The sequence below is a fragment of the Flavobacterium sp. Root420 genome (genome assembly GCF_001427905.1).
Classification (GTDB): domain Bacteria; phylum Bacteroidota; class Bacteroidia; order Flavobacteriales; family Flavobacteriaceae; genus Flavobacterium.
In genome coordinates, this window is sequence record NZ_LMEF01000001.1 from 766,915 (window position 1) to 787,123 (window position 20,209).

The following is a 20,209-nucleotide window of genomic DNA, read 5'->3' on the forward strand; positions in this document are numbered from 1 at the left end:
ATTATAAACTAACTAATAACTCAAAATTATGAAAGTCAATACTATTAAACTACTTAAAAAGAGTATTCTGTTGTTTGTTTTATGTCTTTTACCAGCCATAATACACAAAGCATCGGCTCAGGCTGATCCTCAACAAGTAACCAAGGAAACTTTTCATGGCAAAATAGATTTAGATATTCGAAATTCTAAAAGTGACTGGACCCCCTACCTTCCCAAAACTGCACCAAAAGGATCACCTAACATATTATTCATATTATTTGACGATACAGGTCTTGCGGCCTGGTCTCCGTATGGAGGAGGTATTAATATGCCAACCTTACAAAAATTAGCCGATAACGGAATTACTTATACACAGTGGCACACTACAGCCTTATGTTCGCCAACACGTTCTACGTTATTAACAGGCCGTAATCATCATCTTAATGGCATGGCCGCAATTACCGAAGGAGCGAACGGTTATCCTGGAGCAAGCGGCAGGTTTCCAAAACAGGTCGCTACTATAGGACAAATTCTTCAAGATAATGGCTGGAGTACTTTTTGGATCGGAAAAGACCACAATGTTCCAGAACAAGATGTAGCTTCTGGTGGTAATCGAAGTGCCTGGCCGTTACAAATGGGATTTGATCGCTATTACGGATTTTTAGGAGGTGAAACCAATCAATGGTATCCTGATTTAGCGGAAGACAATCATTTTATTGAAGCTCCCGCCAGTCCCGAAGAAGGTTATCACTTATCTAAAGATTTAGCAGATCACGCTTTAGAATATATTAAAGATCAGAAAGCAACAAATCCTTCTAAGCCTTGGTTTTTATGGTATTGCCCAGGAGCCAATCATGCTCCTCATCATGCTCCGGAAGAATATATTGCAAAATATAAAGGGAAATTTGATGATGGATATGATGCTTATCGCAAATGGGTACTGCCACGTATGATTGCCAAAGGAATTATTCCGGCTGGAACAAACTTTGACAAATTTAATCCTCTTCCTCCGGGAGTTTCTAACCCAGGTGATGAAGTTTTGGACTGGAGCAAATTAACTGCTGATGAAAAAAAACTATTTTCCCGATTGGCTGAAGTTTATGCGGGGTTCTCAGAATATACAGATGCTCAGGTTGGTCGTATAATTGATTATTTAGAAAAGTCAGGTCAACTGGAAAATACGGTAGTTATTTATGCTGCTGACAATGGTGCTTCTGGAGAAGGATCTCCTTCAGGTTCTGTAAACGAAAACAAATTCTTTAATGGCTATCCTGACCAATTATCTGAAAATTTAAAATATATTGATAAACTAGGAAGCCCAGATACTTATGAGCACTATCCTACCGGATGGGCAGCCGCATTTTCTACTCCTTTTAAAATGTTTAAAAGATATAGTGAATATGCTGGAGGAACCTGTGATCCTTTGGTAATTTCGTGGCCAAAAGGAATAAAAGCAAAAGGAGAAGTCCGCAATCAATTTCATCATTCAACTGATATTGTTCCTACAATACTAGATATTTGCGGTCTTGAAATGCCTAAAGTATATCATGGAGTTCCACAATATCCATTATCAGGAGTTTCTATGCGTTATAGCTTTGATGCTAAACCTGATACACCAACTCAAAAACATGTTCAATATTTTGCCATGCTGGGCAGTCGTGCTTTATGGAAAGACGGTTGGAAAGCTGTGGCACTGCATGCTCCTTTGACAGGAAAAGGAAATTTTGATAAAGATGAATGGGAGCTTTACAACACGGAAGTTGACAGAGCTGAATCAAATAATTTAGCAAAGAAAAATCCTGAAAAGCTAAAGGAATTAATTAGTGAATGGAATAAGGAAGCTGCTAAAAACTTAGTATTACCACTCGATGATCGTACGGCTATAGAGCAATTAGGAATAGAAAGACCTTCTTCTGAACCGGCTCGCGATCAGTATATTTATTATCCGGGAACAGCATCTGTACCAGAAGGAGTAGCTGTTAATGTTCGCGGCCGTTCTTATAAAATTATTGCAGATGTTGATATAAAAGATGTTAGTGCCAATGGAGTTTTATTTGCTCACGGTTCTCGTTTTGGCGGTCATACACTGTTTATTAAAAATAAAAAATTAAACTATGTATACAACTTCTTAGGTATTGCTCCTGAACAAAAATTTACTTCAAATATCGATATTACACCCGGCAAACATGTTTTTGGAATGGAATTTATTCGTGAGAAAACCGGTCCAAATAGGGAATCAATTGGTCAAATGAAACTTTATATGGATGGAAAAGAAGTAGCATCAGGGCCAATGCGAACACAAACAGGGAAATTTACGCTATCAGGAGACGGACTTTGCGTAGGATTTGACAGTGGAGATGCAGTAAGCAAAGAATACAAAACTCCCGGCGATTTTAAAGGAGGCGAAATTGTAGGAGTTGGCGTAAACGTTGGAAAAATCGAATATGCAGATTTAGAAAGCGAAGCAAAAAGAGCTTTAAACAGAGATTAATTTAAATTTTAAAAAGAATATTAAAAGAGGTTGATATGAATTTTAAATATATTGTCAACACCTCTTTTTCTTATAATATTTCGTGTATTTATATTTAACAACTCACATTAACATACTAAAATTGAAGTAACTAATAAATTGAAAAATTGAATTCTATGTTCAAATCAAAATATTTTGTTTACCGTCAAGTGGAATATCTCTTACTGATTTTTATACTTTTTTTTTGCCAAAAAGGACTTGCACAACAAATAAAAGACACTACAAAACTGATTAATGTTCGTTATGGAGAAAAGGGAATTGAATTAAGAACTAAAGACAACAAATTTCTTTTTCAATTACAAAGTCGGTTACAGTTTCGGTTTTCAACTCCAAACGATCAGGATCCGTTAACCTATGATGACTATAGTCGATACAACCACATTAAAGGGTTATTACGTTCAGGCTGGTTATTTTTTTCATAATGTTTTCGATTGGTGGCCAAAACATTTAGAAATGGCTGGAAGACATGCCGCCTATCGCCCTGATAATTCAATTAGGCAGAATTTACAAGATGAGACGACTGTTGCATTTAATTGGTTTTTTAAAGGACACAAAAATAAACTTACTTCAGAGTTTAGTTATTTTAGTTTCCAGGATAAAACCTTGCCATTAGAAGCTGGATGGCGTTTCAGAATACAATGGGACATTTCATTATAACTATCCAATTTCAGGAAAGACAAAGGAATAAAAACTATATTGTTTTCATATTCAGAAACATAGCTCAAATAAAAACAAAAATGATTTTTAGTTTTCTAAATTATTCTTGTTTTTTTTAATAATTTTAATATCCATAAAACATTGAAAATGAAAAGTATAAAAAAGAATCTTAGAAAAACAGCACTCATATGCTTAGTGGGATCACTTTTTTTGATTTCAATTGATAGTTTAGCGCAACATCGCGGAGGTGGTGGTGGCGTACATCGCGGAGGTGCACAAGTAAGACCGGCAAGACCAGCAACTCAGTCAAGACCGTCAATAAACAGACCCGAATCTCACAATTCCGGAATTAATAGACCAAGTACAGCAACCAGACCTGGATCTAATGGTTCTGGAAGTAGCAGACCTGGTAACAATAATGTTACCAGACCATCTAATAATTCAAAAATTGCTGGTAATAATGTTAACCGAAACTCGAATAACAATAACAGAGTTGGTAATAAAAACACCAACATCAGTGGCAACACAGTTAATAGAAATCGAAACAATGTAAATATTAACGTAAACAATAGCATACATGTTCGTAACAACCGTAATACGATTGTTAGACCCGGAGTAAGACCTTATGTCCGTCCTCCTTATGTATATGGAGGTTATCGTTATCGTGCCTATAATCCCTATTTCTTTCATCCGTACAGACCTTTTTATTGGGGACCAGTTTGGCATCCATGGGGATTTTTCGTGGCGACTTTAGCAGTAACAGCAATAGTTGTAAGTATTGAAAGTACTCAATATCATTATGATCAGGGAGTTTGGTACACACCCACAAGCGGAGGTTATACCGCTGTACCCGCACCGGTTGGAGGAACGGTCAATAATATTCCGAGTGGTGCTCAAACAGTTAATACCGGAACCGTCAATAACTATTATTACGGAGGAACTTACTACGAAAAAGACGGCAGCAGCTATAAAGTAGTCGCCCCAACAGCAGGAACCATTGTAGATAATTTGCCTGAAGGCGGTGAAGAAGTCACTGTAGGGGATGTAAAATATGTGAAATTTGGAGAAACGTACTACCAACCTATTCAAGTTGATGGTAAAAACAAATACGAAGTTGTTCAGGTTGAGAAAGATAACTAAAACTACAGTAACCTTATCAAATAAATAGAGTTTGATAAGGTTATTTTTTTAACTTTACTTTTTATTGACAACCAGATTAAAAACAATTATAATGAAAAATAAGACCTACTGGATATTTGCGATACTTACAATTTCCATTATTTCAATTGCTTATGGCTACACTAAGCTAATTGTTCCAAAACAAAAGCTGACCGCAATGGATTGTGCTGAAACGCCAAATGCCGACTCTGCCTCTTTATTTAAACCTACCATAGAAAATAAAAACAAACCTACAGGCAAAACTCCTAAAGGAATGGTTTGGATTCCAGGTGGTGAATTCTCTATGGGAAGTAATGTTGAAGATGAAAGCTTATGTAGCATAAAAGGTGTTACAAAAGATGCTGCGCCAATACACAGGGTATATGTTGATGGTTATTATATGGATAAAACTGAAGTTACAAACGACCAATTTGAGGCTTTTGTTAAAGCTACTGGTTATGTAACATTAGCAGAAAAGGTACCTACACATGAAGAATATCCTGATGCTCCATTAGAAAATTTAATTGCAGGATCAGCTGTGTTTACCCCTACTTCTGCAAAAGTAGATCTCAATAATTATATGCAATGGTGGACGTATGTTAAAGGAGCCGACTGGAGACATCCGGAAGGAGCCGGAAGTTCTATAAAAGGAAGAGGTAATTATCCTGTTGTACAAGTTTCATATGCCGATGCAGCTGCCTATGCAAAATGGGCTGGCAAAAGATTACCAACTGAAGCCGAATGGGAATTTGCTGCCCGCGGTGGAAAAACCGGAGAATTGTATGCCTGGGGAAATACCTTAAAACCGAAAGGAAAATTTCAAGCCAATATCTATCAGGGGCATTTTCCTATTGAAAAAGGAGATACTGGAGAAGATGGTTATATTGGAATCGCACCAACAGCTCAATTTGAACCAAACGGATATGGATTGTATGATATTGGAGGGAATGTTTGGGAATGGACAAATGACTGGTATACGGCCGATTATTATGCTAATTTAAGTGAAAGTGGAAAGGTAATCAAAAACCCGCAAGGACCTGACAAATCACACGATCCTGCAGAACCTGATTTACCTAAAAAAGTACAACGCGGCGGATCATTTTTATGTACAGATCAATATTGTACGCGCTATATGGTTGGTACAAGAGGAAAAGGAGATTATCAATCTCCGGCGAATCACATTGGTTTTAGATGTGTGAAATGATTTTTTTGCCACTACTTGAGCGATAACGAACAGGCGAAGTAATTATTACACTAATTAAAAGTGTACTAACATAAAGCTTAAAAAAATCCAATTTCAAGAATATTCGTGAAATTGGATTTTCTATTTAAATTAATTCGTGCCAATTCGTGGCAAACTCTTTTATCTTTTAAACGCCTGAATAATTACTTATCTTTGCTAAAAAAACAAACAAATGCAGCATATCATAGATCGATTTATCAGTTATGTAACGATTGATACAGAATCGGACCCAAATTCGCAAACTACACCTAGTACTCAAAAACAATGGAATCTTGCCAATAAATTAGTTGAGGAACTAAAAGCAATTGGTCTTGATGAGGTTACCATAGATGATAAAGCTTACATCATGGCTACTTTACCAAGTAACGTAGCCCATGAAGTGCCTACTATTGGTTTTGTTTCTCATTTTGATACTTCTCCGGATTTTTCAGGAGCAAACGTAAAACCGCAAATCATTGAGAATTACGATGGAAAAGATATCGTTTTAAATGCAGAGAAAAATATCATTCTCTCTCCAAATTACTTTAAAGATTTACTTCAATATAAAGGTCAAACCATAATTACTACAGACGGAACAACTTTACTTGGTGCCGATGATAAAGCCGGAATTACAGAAATTGTTTCAGCAATGGAATACCTTGTTCAACATCCGGAAATTAAACACGGGAAAATTAGAATTGGTTTTACTCCTGACGAAGAAATTGGACGTGGTGCGCATCATTTTGATGTTGAAAAATTTGGTGCTCAATGGGCTTATACCATGGATGGAAGTCAGATTGGCGAATTAGAATATGAGAATTTCAATGCAGCGGGAGCTAAAATTACTTTCAAAGGAAAAAGCGTTCATCCTGGTTATGCCAAAGGAAAAATGATCAATTCGTTGTTAATCGCCAATGATTTTATCAATGAACTTCCAAAAGGTGAAACACCGCAGGAAACTAAAGGTTATGAAGGTTTTTTTCACGTTCACCACTTAACAGGAAGTATTGAAGAAACGGTTTTAGAATTAATTATTCGCGATCATAACAAAATCAAATTCGAAAAAAGAAAAGATTTAATTGGAAAAATTGCCAGGAAAATCAATAAAAAATACGCTAAACAATTCGGAGAAGATATTGTAATTGCTCAGGTAAAAGACCAGTATTATAATATGAAGGAAAAAGTACTTCCTGTAAAACATATCGTTGACATCGCCGAAAAAGCAATGAGAGAATTAAACATTAAACCGATCATCAAACCAATTCGTGGCGGAACTGACGGATCTCAATTATCTTTTATGGGATTACCTTGTCCGAATATCTTTGCCGGCGGACATAACTTTCACGGAAAATACGAATATGTTCCTGCAGAAAGTATCCAGAAAGCAACGGATGTCATTGTGAAAATTGCAGAATTAACGGCCATTCCAGGCGTTTTTGATATAGCTGAAAAACCTAAAAGAAAAAGATAAATTGGAACCAACTTCTGATAAAAAACATGTTTGGCACAGTAATCATTTATGGGAAGAAGAATTACTTCTTCTTAAATCTATTATTGACAAAACTGAACTGGAAGAAACCATAAAATGGGGAGGTCCGGTTTATGTTTACAACAAGAAAAATGTTATCGGAATTGGAGGTTTTAAAGATTATTTCACAATTTGGTTTTTCAATGGCGTCTTTCTGAAAGATGAGAAAAAGAAATTAATCAACGCTCAGGAAGATAAAACGAAATCTTTGCGACAATGGCGATTTACTTCAAAGAATGATGTAAATGAAAAGGAAGTTTTAGAATATATCGCCGAAGCAATTGAAAATGAAAAGCAGGGGAAAGTCATAAAACCTTCTAAAAAAGAAGCAATTGTTTCTGAATTACTGCAAATGGAAATGAATAATAATCCAGCTTTAGCAGAAGCTTTTCAAAAATTCAGTCCTTATAAACAATATGAGTTTTTAGAATATATTGAATCGGCGAAACAAGAAAAAACTAAATTATCGAGAATTGAGAAAGTGATTCCGATGATTTTGGGGAATGTTGGGTTGAATGATAAATACAGGTGAAAATTTAAATTCCAATATTTTAAATTCCAAATTCCAATCTTATATGACCTTTGTCAAAGTTTAAAACTTTGACAAAGGTTTTTTATTAAACGCAAACAAGGGTCATTGCGAGGAACGAAGCAACTACACGAAGGATTTTACAGACTGTAACCCCAAAGTATGTCATTTCGAGCAAAGGGAGAAATCACGCTAGCGGATCGACAACGATTGAAGACATTCTTTGCGGAGTTTTTCTTGTGTGATTTCTCCCTTCGGTCGAAATGACAAGATTTGGCAAAAAAAATCCCAAACTCCATAATTGGAATTTGGGATTTAAATTTTATTGGAATTTAAAAAGCGTTAAGCTTTTTTCAAAGCAGCACTCATTTCCATAGAAATAGCTGAACGCTCAATTTTTAATTTTCCAGACATAGTCTCGATAATTGCACTTGTTTCAGCAAGCTCAACAATTTTACCGTGGAAACCACTTTTTGTAATTATTTTGTCACCTACTTTTAGGCCGCTTTCAAATTCTTTTTCGTTTTTTGCTCTTTTTTGTTGTGGTCTGATCATGAAGAAATATAACACTACAAACATTAGTAAATAAGGAGCAAATTTCATTAAATCTTGCATAGTATTCGGGTTTTATTTTTGTTATTAATATTATTTTTTAGTTCTTCTCCCAATAGCTATCAGGATGGAATTTGAAATTTCAAAATTTGGAATTTTTCTTCCAATTACATCAACCCTCTTCCAACTTTTACCAACTTCTTGTTGGCAGTAAGTTCTTTTACAAGGTTATCTAAAATTCCGTTGATAAAAATACTACTTTTTGGAGTAGAATATTCTTTTGCAATTTCTAAATATTCGTTAAGCGTAACTTTTACCGGAATTGAAGGGAATTTCAAAAATTCACAAATAGCCATTTTTAAAATAATAGTATCAATTTCAGCAATTCTTTCGCTATCCCAGTTTGGCGTTTTATCATCGTATTCTTTTGCTAAAATCGATTCGTTTAAAACGGTTCTTCTGAACAAATCTTTAGCAAAATCTTTATCCTCAACATCTTTATACAATTTTGGCACTCTAAAATCGTCCGGATCTTCCGTTTTAATTGCTTTCAATTGTTTAACAATATGCGTATTTACAACCGGAATATCATCAACCCATGTTAATTTATCATCTTCTAAATACTCATATAATTTTTCATTCGGAACAATAACTTCGGCAAACAAATCAATTATAAATTGTCTGTCTTCTTCAAAAGTATTTGTTGAAGTGGTCATGTATTTTGCATACAAATCGCTTGACTTAATATCATTCAAAAGCAACAAAATATAATCATCATTCAATGACCAATTGTTGATTTTACGATTTTCCAGAGCGATGCTAAGGGAATTGCTTTCGGCAAGTAGCTGAAAAATTTTATTCTTGATAAATTTTTCATTCGGGTTACGTTCTGCAGCAGTTGCAAGATGTTTTTTGCTTGAAAGATGTAAAAAAACCGATTCTTTTTTGCAAATTTCAATCAATGAAGAAAGCATTATAAGATATAAATCCTGAATATTATCAATGCTGTAAAAAAGAAATTTCTCTTCTTTTTCCATATTATCAGAACCGCTTTGATGCATTGCATAAATGGATTGCATTACTTTAACGCGTATGTGTCTTCTATTTACCACCTTGTAAGAACATTTAAAAATTAGTCTGCAAAAATAAGAATTTCACAGCTTATAATAAAATTAAAACATAAAAAAGTCTCAGTTTTCAGACTCAATTTTCACTTTACGTGAAACTGAGGCTAAAAACTGAGACTGTATCCTAAAAAATATTATTTTTTCGCGTTTTCAATTTTTCTCAAATCGATACGATTCTGAGCAATTGTAAGAGCTGCTTTGTGCGTTGTCATTCCGTTTTTCACAGCATAATCGATAATTTCTAAAGTAGTATTATAGATATTTTCGGTTTTACTCATGATCTCCGCTTTTCCGTAATGCTCCAATTCAGCGTAAACATTGATGATACCACCCGCGTTGATTAAGAAATCCGGAGCATATAAAATTCCTCTTTCCTGTAATCTTGCACCGTGAACATTCTCATCAGCTAACTGATTGTTGGCAGCACCAGCAATAACTTTAGCTTTAATTTTATTTACTGTATTATCATTAATCGTCGCTCCCATCGCACATGGCGCATAAATATCAACATCTACACTGTACAAATCTTCACCAGTGTAAATAGTTGCATTGTACTTTTGAGCTACTTCGTATAGTTTTTCTTCATTGATATCAGCGATAGTAACGACAGCACCTTCTTTAGTCAAATATTCTACCAAAGCTTCACCCACGTGGCCAATTCCCTGTACCAAAACTTTTTTACCATCTAAAACATCAGAACCAAACTGGCTTTTTGCAGCAGCTTTCATTCCTAAATATACACCATAAGCAGTTACAGGAGAAGGATTTCCAGAACCACCTCTTTCTTCAGAGATTCCGGTAACATAAGGCGTTACATCTCTAACCGTGTCCATGTCTTTAGTTTCCATTCCAACATCTTCGGCAGTGATATATCTTCCGCTTAAAGAGTGAACAAATTCACCAAATTTACGCATCAATTCAGGTGTTTTCTGCGTTTTAGCATCACCAATAATCACCGCTTTACCACCACCAATATTAAGTCCGGTAATAGCAGATTTATATGTCATACCTCTTGAAAGACGCAAAACATCATTCAGAGCTTCCCATTCCGTATTGTAATTCCACATTCTGGTACCTCCTAAAGCTGGCCCCATAACTGAGTTATGAATACCAATAATTGCTTTTAAACCTGTATCTTTGTCATTGCAAAATACAATTTGTTCGTGATCATCAAAAGATAATTGACCAAAAACAGGATCCATTTTTTGAAGTTCCTTTCCAGTTGCGAAAGTTGCATCCATAGCGCTAGTTATTTATTAGTTAAAATTATGAATTTGTCAAAAAGACATCTCAAACTTAAATAAAAAATACACATGTGCTAATTTTTTATCTTTAAAATAACAATTTTACAATAGATTTGTTTGGATTAAATGATATCTTTAATTACTTTTTATTTAAGATAATTTACAAATCCAATTCATTTCAACATTGAATCTCTTAAAAAAATGAAAGAATTAAGCTATTTAAACAAATATTTCATCAAATATAAATACAGTTTTACACTTGGAATTTTAATCACAATAATCGCACAAATATTTTCACTGTTTACACCAAAGCTTATTAGCAAGTCATTAAACGCTATTGAAAATTTTGATAAATTACCACAAGTGCAACAAAATTCTCAGGTAATTATTGATTCTTATCGTCAGGATTTAATTCATAACGTACTGCTAATCATAGCCACTACAATTGTGGCTGGTTTTTTAACTTTCTTAATGCGCCAGACTTTGATCGTAATGTCGCGTCATATTGAATTTGATTTGAAAAATGAAGTTTTCAAACAATATGAAAATCTTTCCCAGAATTTTTACAAACAAAACCGTACCGGAGATTTAATGAACCGAATTAGTGAAGATGTTTCAAAGGTTCGTATGTATGTTGGCCCGGCTGTCATGTATACAATCAATACCTTTATTCGTTTTGCCATCGTTATTATATATATGTATAATGTTTCACCTTTATTGACGCTTTATACGATTTTGCCTTTACCGATTCTGTCGTATTGTATTTTTAAACTGAGTTCAGAAATCAATAAACGTAGTACCACTTTCCAACAATATTTATCAAAAGTTTCCAGTTTTTCTCAGGAAATATTTTCCGGAATCCGTGTTATAAAAGCGTATTCATTAGAAAATCAACACCAAGATAATATGGTGGCTCTTGCCGATGAAAGCAAAAAGAAAAGTTTGGATTTAGCCAAAGTACAATCGTTATTTGGTCCTTTAATGATTGCCTTAATTGGAATCAGTAATTTGGTAGTTATTTATTTTGGAGGCGTCATGTACATCAACGGAACGATTCCGAATATTGGTACCATTGCCGAATTCATTTTATATGTAAATATGTTAACCTGGCCAGTAGCTTCATTAGGATGGGTTTCGTCAATGGTTCAGGAAGCTGAAGCTTCTCAGAAACGTTTGAATGAATTTTTGAAAATTGAACCGGAAATCAAAAACAACAACGAAAACTCATCCGATATTCAGGGTTCAATTGCTTTTGAAAATGTAAGCTATACTTATGAAGACACCAATATTGAAGCACTTAAAAATGTAACATTTACCGTAAAAAAAGGAGAAACATTAGCTATTTTAGGAAAAACGGGTTCCGGGAAATCGACTATTTTATCTTTGATTTCCCGATTGTATGATGTAACTGACGGAAAAATTACAATTGATCAAAATGAAATCAGCACTTTGAACTTAAATGATCTCCGAAATAATATTGGAATTGTACCTCAGGATGCTTTCTTATTCTCAGACACCATTAAAAATAACATCAAATTTGGTAATCAGAATGCTACTGATGAAGAAGTAATCGAAGCTTCTAAAAATGCTGTAGTTCATGATAATATCATTGCCTTTAACAAACAATATGATACCATTTTAGGTGAAAGAGGAATCACGCTTTCAGGCGGACAAAAACAGCGTGTATCTATTGCAAGAGCTATTATTAAAAATCCGGCTATATTACTTTTTGACGATTGCCTCTCTGCAGTTGATACTGAAACCGAAGAAACGATTCTGAATAATTTATTCGAGATTTGTAAAGATAAAACTACAATAATAGTGAGTCATCGTGTTTCTTCAGCTAAAAATGCCGACAAAATTATCATTTTAGAAGACGGTAAAATTATACAACAAGGCTCTCATAATCAATTAATAAATCAGGAAGGTTATTATTCATCTTTATATTTAAAACAACTTTCGGAAAAAGAATTACTTTAATTGTTGTGTAATAGATAAATTTTTATGATTTTTGAGTACTATTAATTCCAAAAATGATAGAACGTATTATGAGAGAAAATGACATGTTAGAAAAAGAAGAGATTTTTTCTAAAGTATTACGAGCAGGAAGAAGAACTTATTTCTTTGATGTAAGAGCCACTAAAGCTGACGATTATTATATCACAATTACCGAAAGTAAAAAATTCACTGAGGAAGATGGTTCTTTTCATTTTAAAAAACACAAAATTTACTTGTATAAAGAAGATTTTGGAGCTTTTGCCGAAATACTAGAAGAAATGACTTCATACGTCTTAAACCACAAAGGCGAAGAAGTAATCTCTGAAAGACATCAAAAAGATTTTAAAAAAGATTACAGTTCTGATAAACCTGAAGGACAAAGATCTAGCTTTACTGATATTGATTTTGATGATATTTAGTCCCCAATAACTTTTTAAAAAGTACGAGTCCAATTTGTCCTGCATTTTGGACTTTTTTTATATATTTAAGTTTAAAAAACTTACCGTGAAAACATTAACCGCAAAACCACTTTATTGTTTCCTCCTTTTTCTCTGGATTTCACTTTCACATAGCCAAAAAACCAATTTAGATACTGAAAATAAGATCAACAAAATCATAAAAAATATGACTGTGGATCAAAAAATTGGTCAGGCTTGCCTTAAAGGAACTTCAAGCCGCAGTAAAGGATTATCTGATGAGCTTAAAAATGAAGTTCGAAAGGGATTAGTTGGCGCCATATTAAACCTTACTGAACCTAATCTGGTTTTTGAAATACAAAAAATTGCTGTAGAGGAAAGTCCTAATCATATTCCATTATTATTTGGAAGAGATGTCATTCACGGATATAAAACTATATTTCCAATTCCATTAGGATTAGCCGCTTCCTGGGATATGGAATTAGTGGAAAAAACATCCAAAATTGCCGCCAATGAATCCTACTCGAGATGTATTAACTGGACCTATGCCCCAATGGTTGATATTTCGAGGGATGCCCGCTGGGGAAGAATAGCTGAATCACCGGGTGAAGATCCCTTACTGGCGTCGAGACTGGGAGTTGCTTACATTAAAGGATTTCAGGGTGACGATCCTTCTGTTGCCGGACAAATTTTGGCCTGTGCCAAACATTTTGCTGCGTATGGCGCTGCAGAAGGCGGAAGAGATTACAATACGGTGAGCATGTCTGAATCTTTACTTCGAAATGTTTATTTAAAACCTTTTGAGGCAGCCGCAAAGTCAGGAGCCGCTACATTTATGACTTCTTTTAACGACCTAAACGGCGTTCCGGCTTCTGGGAACAGCTTTTTGCTTAAAAAAATTTTACGCGAAGAATGGAAATACGATGGCTTCGTGGTGAGTGACTGGAATTCGGTTATTGAAATGATTCCGCATGGTTTTGCTGCTGATGAAAAGGATGCAGCCTTAAAATCTGCTTCAGCAGGACTTGACATGGAAATGACCAGTTTATCGTATGCCCATCATTTAAAAACATTAATAGCTGAAAAGAAGATTTCTGAAAAGCAATTAGACGAAATGGTGCGTAATATTCTTAGAATCAAATTCAGAGCGGGAATTTTTGAAAATCCTTATTTTAAAGACCGCGAAAAATTTTCATTATTAACTGCTGATGCTTTACAAACGGCAAAGAATGCAGCTACTAAAAGTTGTGTTCTATTGAAAAACGAGAACCAAATCCTTCCCTTAAAATCCAATCAAAAAATAGCTGTTATTGGTCCATTGGCAGATGCCCCGAGAGAGCAATTAGGAACGTGGACTTTTGATGGTAATAAAGAAGATTCTCAAACTCCTCTAAAAGCGTTACAAAATAGTTTCGGGCAAAATAATATCTTGTACGCACCTGGACTTTCAAACAGCCGATCCCTATCTGAAGAAGGTTTTTCTGCCGCAGTAGCGCAAGCTAAAAAATCAGATATCATCTTATTTTTTGCAGGAGAAGAAGCCATTCTTTCTGGAGAGGCACATTCCAGAGCCAACATAAACTTACCGGGTTTACAGGAAAATTTAATAGCCGAATTACAAAAAACAGGTAAACCAATTGTATTGGTAGTAATGGCAGGAAGACCTATAACTTTAGGTGCTGTTTTGCCGAAGGTCAATGCCGTACTTATGGCATGGCATCCGGGAACGATGGCAGGACCGGCAATTTCTGAGTTACTTCAGGGAATTGCAAATCCATCAGGAAAACTGCCTATAACATGGCCAAAAGAAGTGGGCCAGATTCCCATTTACTATAACCATCCTAATACAGGACGACCAGCAGATCCTAAAACTTTTGTGGCTATTCAGGACATCCCTGTCGAAGCCTGGCAAAGTTCTTTAGGAAATAATTCCCACTATCTTGATGCAGGTTACGAACCGCAATTTCCTTTCGGGTTTGGATTGAGTTATACCAATTTCTCTTATGAGAATTTAAAAATCGAAAAGGCTGTTCTTAAAAATAATGACAAATTGAATGTTTCTGCGTTAATTACAAATACAGGAAATACTACCGGAACAGAAACAGTTCAACTATATGTACGTGACATTACCGGAAGTATTGTGAGACCGGTAAGAGAACTTAAAGATTTTATACAGATAGAATTAAAACCGAAGGAATCCAGAACAGTTCAATTTTCAATTCCAGTTTCAGACCTTGCGTTTTATAATGATAAAATGGAACTAAAAACAGAACCGGGCGATTTTAAAGTTTGGATTGCTTCGCACGCCGAAAATGGTTTGGAAGGTGATTTTAAAATTGAATAATACTAATATCATGAAAAAAATAGCACTCTCCTTTTGTTTCTTTATTATCATATTTTCTTCTTTTGCTCAAAAGACAGAATATGATACTAAAACTAATATTCAATATTATAATGCAGCAACAAACAAATCTGACAATTATATTAATGAAAGATGCCTGTTAGATATTTATTATCCAAAAGACACTAAAAACTTCGCAACTATAGTTTGGTTTCATGGCGGCGGATTAACCGGCGGAAGCAAGGAAATTCCCGAAGCGCTAAAAAATAAAGGATTTGCCATCATTGGTGTAAACTATAGATTATCGCCCAAAGTGAAAGCTGTAAAATGTATCGAAGATGCTGCAGCAGCAATCGCCTGGGCCTTTAATAATATTGCAAGTTATGGCGGCGACACTTCTCAAATTTTTCTTTCAGGACATTCTGCCGGCGCCTATTTAGCTTTGATGAACGGCTTAGATAAAAAGTGGCTGCAAAAAGAAGGAATTGATGCCAATAAAATTGCAGGATTAATTCCGTTTAGTGGGCAATGCATTACACATTTTGAAATTAGAAGAGAAAATGGAATTCCGGAAAAACAACCCACCATTGATGCTTTTGCACCTCTTTACCATGTTCGTGCCGATGCTCCGCCACTTTTATTAATTACCGGAGATCGTGAACTGGAAATGTTAGGCCGATATGAAGAAAACGCCTATATGGAACGCATGATGAAATTGGTGGGGCACAAGGAAACCAAACTTTTTGAATTGGACGGTTACGGTCACGGAATGACTGAACCCGGTTTTCCGCTACTTGTAAATGAAGTAAATCGCATTATAAAAGAGAAACAACCCAAAAAATAATTATAAAAAAAATCCACGGCAATGGAAACAAACTTATTAATATTACCCGGACTGGGAAATTCCGGTGACAAACACTGGCAGACCTTTTGGCATAAAAAATTCACAAATTCAATTCGTTTGGTTCAGGACAATTGGGACGAACCTATTCGAGAGGAATGGCTTGCAAGATTAAATGAGGAAATCGCTAAACTCAGTCAGCCAACTATTCTCGTGGCACATAGCTTAGCTGTTTCATTAGTTTTGCATTGGGCCGAAGCGAATACCAACAAAAACATTATAGGTGCCTTACTGGTAGCGCCGGCCGATGTAGATTCACCTCAACATACTCCGGAAATTATTAGAAATTTTTCTCCAATGCCTATTTCAAAATTACCTTTTCCATCAATAGTTGTCGCAAGTGAAAATGATCCTTATGCCTCTTTTGAAAGAAAGCAGTTTTTGGCTGAAAAATGGGGAAGTGATTTTGTAAACGTTGGTCAAAAAGGGCACATCAACTCTGATTCTGATCTACAATATTGGGAAGAAGGGCAGGAAATATTAGCTCAGTTAATTCAGAAAATAAAATAGTTTTCAGTCTCAGTCTCAGTTTTCAGCCTTGCCTGGAAAAGTATACTGAACTAAAGATTGGGGTCATTTGGACTGAAATTAACCGCAACGTTCACAAAGGTTTTACGCAAAGATCACAAGGCTTTATGGAAAATTTTTGCTAAGTAAAGTTCACAAAGCTAGACAAAGCTTTGCGAACTTTATCTTTTTAAAAATATCAATTGCAAAAAAACTTTGCGAACTTTGCGGTAAAATATATTAGCAGTTGGTTGCAAAAACTAACCAATACGCAATCCATTTTCAATTTTAAAATCGGGAGCCAACAGAATTACATTTCCCTCCTTGCCTATTGCTCCAAGAACCAGACATTCACTCATGAATTTTCCGATTTGTTTTTTGGGAAAATTAACTACTGCAATAATCTGTCGATTTACTAAATCTTCTTTTTTATAATGAAACGTTATTTGTGCCGATGATTTTCGGACACCAATCTCGGCACCAAAATCAATGGTAAGCTGATATGCCGGTTTTTTTGCTTCGGGAAAATCATTTACATTAATAATAGTTCCTACTCGCATTTCGGTTCTTTCAAATTCTTGCCAGGTCAAATCCATTTTTATTTTCAATATAGTTGAATTACAAACCTATTAATTTTGTAATTATTATCCTTAATTCTATAACCTTTTTTTATAACCGTGCTTCTAAATTTACGAGTAAAATTGTAAGCTAACACAAAAAAATATAGAAAATGGAAAATACGATCCTCAACAACGACGGCTCTATAAAAGATTTTGATTTTGATATTCATGAACAAAATACTGATAAATATATAAAAACAGCCCAAAATGTACAGCTTTATGTAAAAGATTACGGAAGAGGAAAACCAGTAATTCTGATTCATGGCTGGCCGCTTTCTAACGAAATGTGGGAATATCAAATCGATTTTCTGGTTCAAAATAACTACAGAGTAATTGCTTACGATCGCCGTGGATTTGGTAAATCATCACAGCCATATGATGGATATGATTATGATACTTTGACAGATGATTTGAAAGAAATCATTGAGCAACTTCAATTAGAAAATGTAACACTTGTTGGTTTTTCTATGGGCGGTGGCGAAGTAGTTCGTTATTTTAGTCGTCATAGTGGAAAGGGTGTTACTAAAGCAGCTTTGATTTCTTCTATAATTCCATTTTTATTAAAAACCGATGACAATCCAGACGGGCATCCAAGAGAGAAAAGCGAGACCACTGCAGCTGCAATCAAAGAGGACAGAATTGGGTTTGTAGATAATTTTGGAAAAACTTTCTTTGGTATCAACATTATTAATAAACCTTTGAGTACTGCTCTTTTAGAATATTACAGAACATTATGTTCTTTTGCTTCTCCACGTGCGACTTTAAAATGTGCAGAATCTTTCTCATTTACAGATTTTAGAAATGAATTAGATTATATAAAAGTTCCTACCTTAATCATTCATGGCGATGATGACAAAATTGTTCCAATTGAACTTACGTCAAAAAAAGCGGCCGAATCAATTACCCATAATACTTATATTGTATATGAAGGCGCACCACACGGCTTATTTTATACAGAAAGGGAAAAACTAAATAACGATTTATTAAATTTCCTTAATTCATAAAAAAAATAATTATCCAAAGAGGTTTTACTTGCAGGGGAAAACTTCTTTGGATAATTATTTTTACCCTTGTGCTCTTTCTTATACAGAATTAAAAGTTATTTTTGAATAACTAATTCTTTAGAAAAAATGGCACGAACTTCTTCAAATATGATTCCCCTTGGAACAATTGCTCCAGACTTTAATCTAAAAGATACTAACTCTAATAATGAATATTCGTTTGAAGATTTAAAAGGATCAAAAGGTACTCTTGTCATTTTTATGTGCAATCATTGCCCTTTTGTGCTTCATGTCCTCAAAGAAATTATCATGATTGCCAATGACTATCGCGTTCAGGGATTGGGAGTAGTTGCTATTTCGAGTAATGATGTTGAAAAATTTCCGCAGGATTCCCCTGAATTGATGACTGAATTTGCTTTTGAAAACAAAATAGATTTCCCCTACTTATTCGATGAAACCCAAGAAGTCGCTAAAGCTTATGAAGCAGCCTGTACTCCTGATTTTTATTTATTTGATAATCAAAACCGATTATTTTACCGTGGCCAATTAGATGATTCAAGGCCTGGAAACGGAATCCCGTTAAGTGGAAGCGATCTGCGAAGTGCTATTGATGCTTTAATTTACAACAGAAGTTTGAAAGATCCGCAAAAACCAAGTATTGGCTGTGGTATCAAATGGAAATAAGTTTTTAGACTTTAAAAAGTTTACCTATCTTTACCAGTCCGATTAATTATTTTACCGTGAACATTATAAATATATTTACAGCTAACCCCTTGTTGTTTTCTCATAAAAGGAAACAATGCACTGCTGTATTTAATTCTCATAATAAAGCCTTTATTAATTAGGCCTCCGTATATTTCAAATTTTCTTTTGAGGCGGAGGATTACCACAAAATTTAATTTACGATTTATTTGAAATGATTTACTATTTCAAATAACAGTTTACTTACCACTTTAAAATTTCCAAATAAATTCAACGTTCAATTTGCTAATGCAGGCAATTGAACATTGATCTTTTGCTTTATTCATTAAACAATAAAATAGATATGAAACCAATACCCACTTTCTGCAAAACAGATTATCAGCTCTTAAGAGAGTTGATTTTAAAAAGTAAAAACGAAACAAACGCTAAAGAAATCGGTCAGCTTTCGCAAGAACTCGATCGTGCTATTATTAGTAAAGAAAGCGTTTTAGACAATTCTATTATCCGAATTAATTCGCATGTAACGATTGAAGATGTTAAAGCCAATAAACAAATGAAAATTCAGATCGTTTTGCCATCATTAGCGAATGTAACAGAAAGAAAAATATCTATTCTGGCGCCATTAAGCGTGGCTATAATTGGTTTTAAAGAAAACGATCAGGTAGATTGGGAATTACCGGCCGGAATTAAAACCTTAAAAATAATTGAAGTTGAAAACACACCTTCACACGATTCCTAGTTTTTTGAACACCTCATCATGAAGGTGTTTTTTTATATTCTATTTTAAAATAAAAAAACTATTCAATAAAGATTTACTGAATAGTTTAATTATAATTTCTTTTATGTTGATTCTCCTATAATTGAGAATGTATATAACTTGTAACTGAAGCCATTTGAACGTCATCTAAATGCGCTTTTTTCTGCATTCTCACTAAAATTGGCGCCCATTCTTCCTGAGTAAATTTCTTTGGCTCATATAGCTTGTGACATTTTACACAGCTATTTTCATACATACTTTTACCTGCTGCCAATTCAGGAGTTAATTCTTCAGCTTTCACCATTACAGTTACAGCTGGAGTATCTGGAGTTGAAGCTGTTTTTTTTGTACCACACGAAACTGCAACTAACGTTACTGCAGCTAATGTCAATATTTTTACTTTCATTGTTTTTGGTTTATTTTAAAAGTAAATATAAAAA

19 protein-coding genes are annotated in these 20,209 nt (G+C 34.6%); 14 read left to right on the forward strand and 5 right to left on the reverse strand.

Features of this window, described 5'->3' with window-relative positions:
• Window positions 1–28: 28 nt before the first annotated feature.
• The 6 genes from ASC72_RS03375 to ASC72_RS03400 all read left to right on the forward strand — a co-directional run bounded on the left by ASC72_RS03375 (window position 29) and on the right by ASC72_RS03400 (window position 7,606).
• Window positions 29–2,470 carry an arylsulfatase gene (locus tag ASC72_RS03375; protein ID WP_082564223.1) on the forward strand — a complete coding sequence of 814 codons (2,442 nt, stop codon included), beginning with the start codon at window positions 29–31 and terminating at the stop codon, window positions 2,468–2,470.
• A gap of 393 nt (window positions 2,471–2,863) precedes the next feature.
• The gene (locus ASC72_RS24450) at window positions 2,864–3,166 is read left to right on the forward strand and encodes a porin (RefSeq protein WP_241775603.1); all 303 of its coding nucleotides are present in this window, start codon (window positions 2,864–2,866) and stop codon (window positions 3,164–3,166) included.
• Between the two features lie 147 nt (window positions 3,167–3,313).
• Complete coding sequence (locus ASC72_RS03385; protein WP_056186686.1) at window positions 3,314–4,306, forward strand: DUF6515 family protein; 993 nt, start codon at window positions 3,314–3,316, stop codon at window positions 4,304–4,306.
• A 91-nt stretch (window positions 4,307–4,397) separates the two neighbouring features.
• Entirely contained in the window at window positions 4,398–5,528 is a 1,131-nt protein-coding gene (locus ASC72_RS03390; RefSeq protein ID WP_056186688.1) for a formylglycine-generating enzyme family protein, read from the forward strand.
• A 211-nt stretch (window positions 5,529–5,739) separates the two neighbouring features.
• A complete protein-coding gene (gene pepT / locus ASC72_RS03395) occupies window positions 5,740–7,017 on the forward strand; it encodes a peptidase T (RefSeq protein ID WP_056186692.1) in 1,278 nt (425 codons plus the stop codon).
• Window position 7,018: 1 nt separating this feature from the next.
• Window positions 7,019–7,606: a YdeI family protein gene (locus ASC72_RS03400; protein ID WP_056186695.1), complete on the forward strand. Its 588-nt coding sequence runs from the start codon at window positions 7,019–7,021 to the stop codon at window positions 7,604–7,606.
• Between the two features lie 339 nt (window positions 7,607–7,945).
• Here the strand turns inward: ASC72_RS03400 and yajC are convergent, their stop codons facing one another.
• From yajC to ASC72_RS03415, 3 genes are all read right to left on the reverse strand, one after another.
• Complete coding sequence (gene yajC / locus ASC72_RS03405; RefSeq protein WP_026981843.1) at window positions 7,946–8,218, reverse strand: preprotein translocase subunit YajC; 273 nt, start codon at window positions 8,216–8,218, stop codon at window positions 7,946–7,948.
• A 104-nt stretch (window positions 8,219–8,322) separates the two neighbouring features.
• Complete coding sequence (nusB, locus tag ASC72_RS03410; protein WP_056186923.1) at window positions 8,323–9,234, reverse strand: transcription antitermination factor NusB; 912 nt, start codon at window positions 9,232–9,234, stop codon at window positions 8,323–8,325.
• Window positions 9,235–9,416: 182 nt separating this feature from the next.
• Entirely contained in the window at window positions 9,417–10,523 is a 1,107-nt protein-coding gene (locus tag ASC72_RS03415; protein WP_056186698.1) for a Glu/Leu/Phe/Val dehydrogenase, read from the reverse strand.
• 204 nt (window positions 10,524–10,727) lie between these two features.
• On the opposite strand from ASC72_RS03415, the gene ASC72_RS03420 reads away from it, so the two are divergent.
• The 5 genes from ASC72_RS03420 (at window position 10,728) to ASC72_RS03440 (ending at window position 16,692) form a co-directional block, all read left to right on the forward strand.
• A complete protein-coding gene (locus ASC72_RS03420; RefSeq protein WP_056186701.1) occupies window positions 10,728–12,506 on the forward strand; it encodes an ABC transporter ATP-binding protein in 1,779 nt (592 codons plus the stop codon).
• A 68-nt stretch (window positions 12,507–12,574) separates the two neighbouring features.
• The gene (locus tag ASC72_RS03425) at window positions 12,575–12,943 is read left to right on the forward strand and encodes a PUR family DNA/RNA-binding protein (RefSeq protein ID WP_056186704.1); all 369 of its coding nucleotides are present in this window, start codon (window positions 12,575–12,577) and stop codon (window positions 12,941–12,943) included.
• Window positions 12,944–13,028: 85 nt separating this feature from the next.
• The gene (gene bglX, locus ASC72_RS03430) at window positions 13,029–15,284 is read left to right on the forward strand and encodes a beta-glucosidase BglX (RefSeq protein WP_117595760.1); all 2,256 of its coding nucleotides are present in this window, start codon (window positions 13,029–13,031) and stop codon (window positions 15,282–15,284) included.
• A gap of 10 nt (window positions 15,285–15,294) precedes the next feature.
• Entirely contained in the window at window positions 15,295–16,125 is an 831-nt protein-coding gene (locus ASC72_RS03435; protein WP_056186928.1) for an alpha/beta hydrolase, read from the forward strand.
• Between the two features lie 21 nt (window positions 16,126–16,146).
• Window positions 16,147–16,692 (forward strand): alpha/beta hydrolase, encoded by a 546-nt coding sequence (locus ASC72_RS03440; RefSeq protein ID WP_056186707.1) that lies wholly within the window; start codon window positions 16,147–16,149, stop codon window positions 16,690–16,692.
• A 257-nt stretch (window positions 16,693–16,949) separates the two neighbouring features.
• Here the strand turns inward: ASC72_RS03440 and ASC72_RS03445 are convergent, their stop codons facing one another.
• Window positions 16,950–17,285, reverse strand: coding sequence for a tRNA-binding protein (locus ASC72_RS03445; RefSeq protein WP_056186710.1), 336 nt, complete (start codon window positions 17,283–17,285; stop codon window positions 16,950–16,952).
• Window positions 17,286–17,419: 134 nt separating this feature from the next.
• Between ASC72_RS03445 and ASC72_RS03450 the strand changes: the two genes are divergently transcribed.
• The 3 genes from ASC72_RS03450 (at window position 17,420) to ASC72_RS03460 (ending at window position 19,751) form a co-directional block, all read left to right on the forward strand.
• The gene (locus ASC72_RS03450; RefSeq protein WP_082564224.1) at window positions 17,420–18,313 is read left to right on the forward strand and encodes an alpha/beta fold hydrolase; all 894 of its coding nucleotides are present in this window, start codon (window positions 17,420–17,422) and stop codon (window positions 18,311–18,313) included.
• 126 nt (window positions 18,314–18,439) lie between these two features.
• Window positions 18,440–18,994, forward strand: a complete 555-nt coding sequence (locus tag ASC72_RS03455; RefSeq protein ID WP_056186714.1) for a thioredoxin family protein — start codon at window positions 18,440–18,442, stop codon at window positions 18,992–18,994.
• A gap of 361 nt (window positions 18,995–19,355) precedes the next feature.
• Window positions 19,356–19,751: a GreA/GreB family elongation factor gene (locus ASC72_RS03460; protein ID WP_056186717.1), complete on the forward strand. Its 396-nt coding sequence runs from the start codon at window positions 19,356–19,358 to the stop codon at window positions 19,749–19,751.
• A gap of 115 nt (window positions 19,752–19,866) precedes the next feature.
• Here ASC72_RS03460 and ASC72_RS03465 read toward each other — a convergent pair whose 3' ends face one another.
• Window positions 19,867–20,175, reverse strand: coding sequence for a cytochrome c (locus ASC72_RS03465; protein WP_056186720.1), 309 nt, complete (start codon window positions 20,173–20,175; stop codon window positions 19,867–19,869).
• Between the last annotated feature and the right edge of the window lie 34 nt (window positions 20,176–20,209).

Bases quoted from the DNA above. Each gene is read 5' to 3' on its own strand.
- ASC72_RS24450 (WP_241775603.1), top strand. From the start codon at position 2,864: ATGATGACTATAGTCGATACAACCACATTAAAGGGTTATTACGTTCAG.
- ASC72_RS03385 (WP_056186686.1), top strand. From the start codon at position 3,314: ATGAAAAGTATAAAAAAGAATCTTAGAAAAACAGCACTCATATGCTTA.
- ASC72_RS03435 (WP_056186928.1), top strand. From the start codon at position 15,295: ATGAAAAAAATAGCACTCTCCTTTTGTTTCTTTATTATCATATTTTCT.
- ASC72_RS03450 (WP_082564224.1), top strand. From the start codon at position 17,420: ATGGAAAATACGATCCTCAACAACGACGGCTCTATAAAAGATTTTGAT.
- ASC72_RS03375 (WP_082564223.1), top strand. From the start codon at position 29: ATGAAAGTCAATACTATTAAACTACTTAAAAAGAGTATTCTGTTGTTT.
- ASC72_RS03415 (WP_056186698.1), bottom strand. From the start codon at position 10,523: ATGGATGCAACTTTCGCAACTGGAAAGGAACTTCAAAAAATGGATCCT.
- ASC72_RS03420 (WP_056186701.1), top strand. From the start codon at position 10,728: ATGAAAGAATTAAGCTATTTAAACAAATATTTCATCAAATATAAATAC.
- ASC72_RS03455 (WP_056186714.1), top strand. From the start codon at position 18,440: ATGGCACGAACTTCTTCAAATATGATTCCCCTTGGAACAATTGCTCCA.
- ASC72_RS03440 (WP_056186707.1), top strand. From the start codon at position 16,147: ATGGAAACAAACTTATTAATATTACCCGGACTGGGAAATTCCGGTGAC.
- ASC72_RS03465 (WP_056186720.1), bottom strand. From the start codon at position 20,175: ATGAAAGTAAAAATATTGACATTAGCTGCAGTAACGTTAGTTGCAGTT.
- ASC72_RS03445 (WP_056186710.1), bottom strand. From the start codon at position 17,285: ATGGATTTGACCTGGCAAGAATTTGAAAGAACCGAAATGCGAGTAGGA.
- nusB (WP_056186923.1), bottom strand. From the start codon at position 9,234: ATGCAATCCATTTATGCAATGCATCAAAGCGGTTCTGATAATATGGAA.
- ASC72_RS03460 (WP_056186717.1), top strand. From the start codon at position 19,356: ATGAAACCAATACCCACTTTCTGCAAAACAGATTATCAGCTCTTAAGA.
- yajC (WP_026981843.1), bottom strand. From the start codon at position 8,218: ATGCAAGATTTAATGAAATTTGCTCCTTATTTACTAATGTTTGTAGTG.
- ASC72_RS03390 (WP_056186688.1), top strand. From the start codon at position 4,398: ATGAAAAATAAGACCTACTGGATATTTGCGATACTTACAATTTCCATT.
- pepT (WP_056186692.1), top strand. From the start codon at position 5,740: ATGCAGCATATCATAGATCGATTTATCAGTTATGTAACGATTGATACA.
- ASC72_RS03425 (WP_056186704.1), top strand. From the start codon at position 12,575: ATGAGAGAAAATGACATGTTAGAAAAAGAAGAGATTTTTTCTAAAGTA.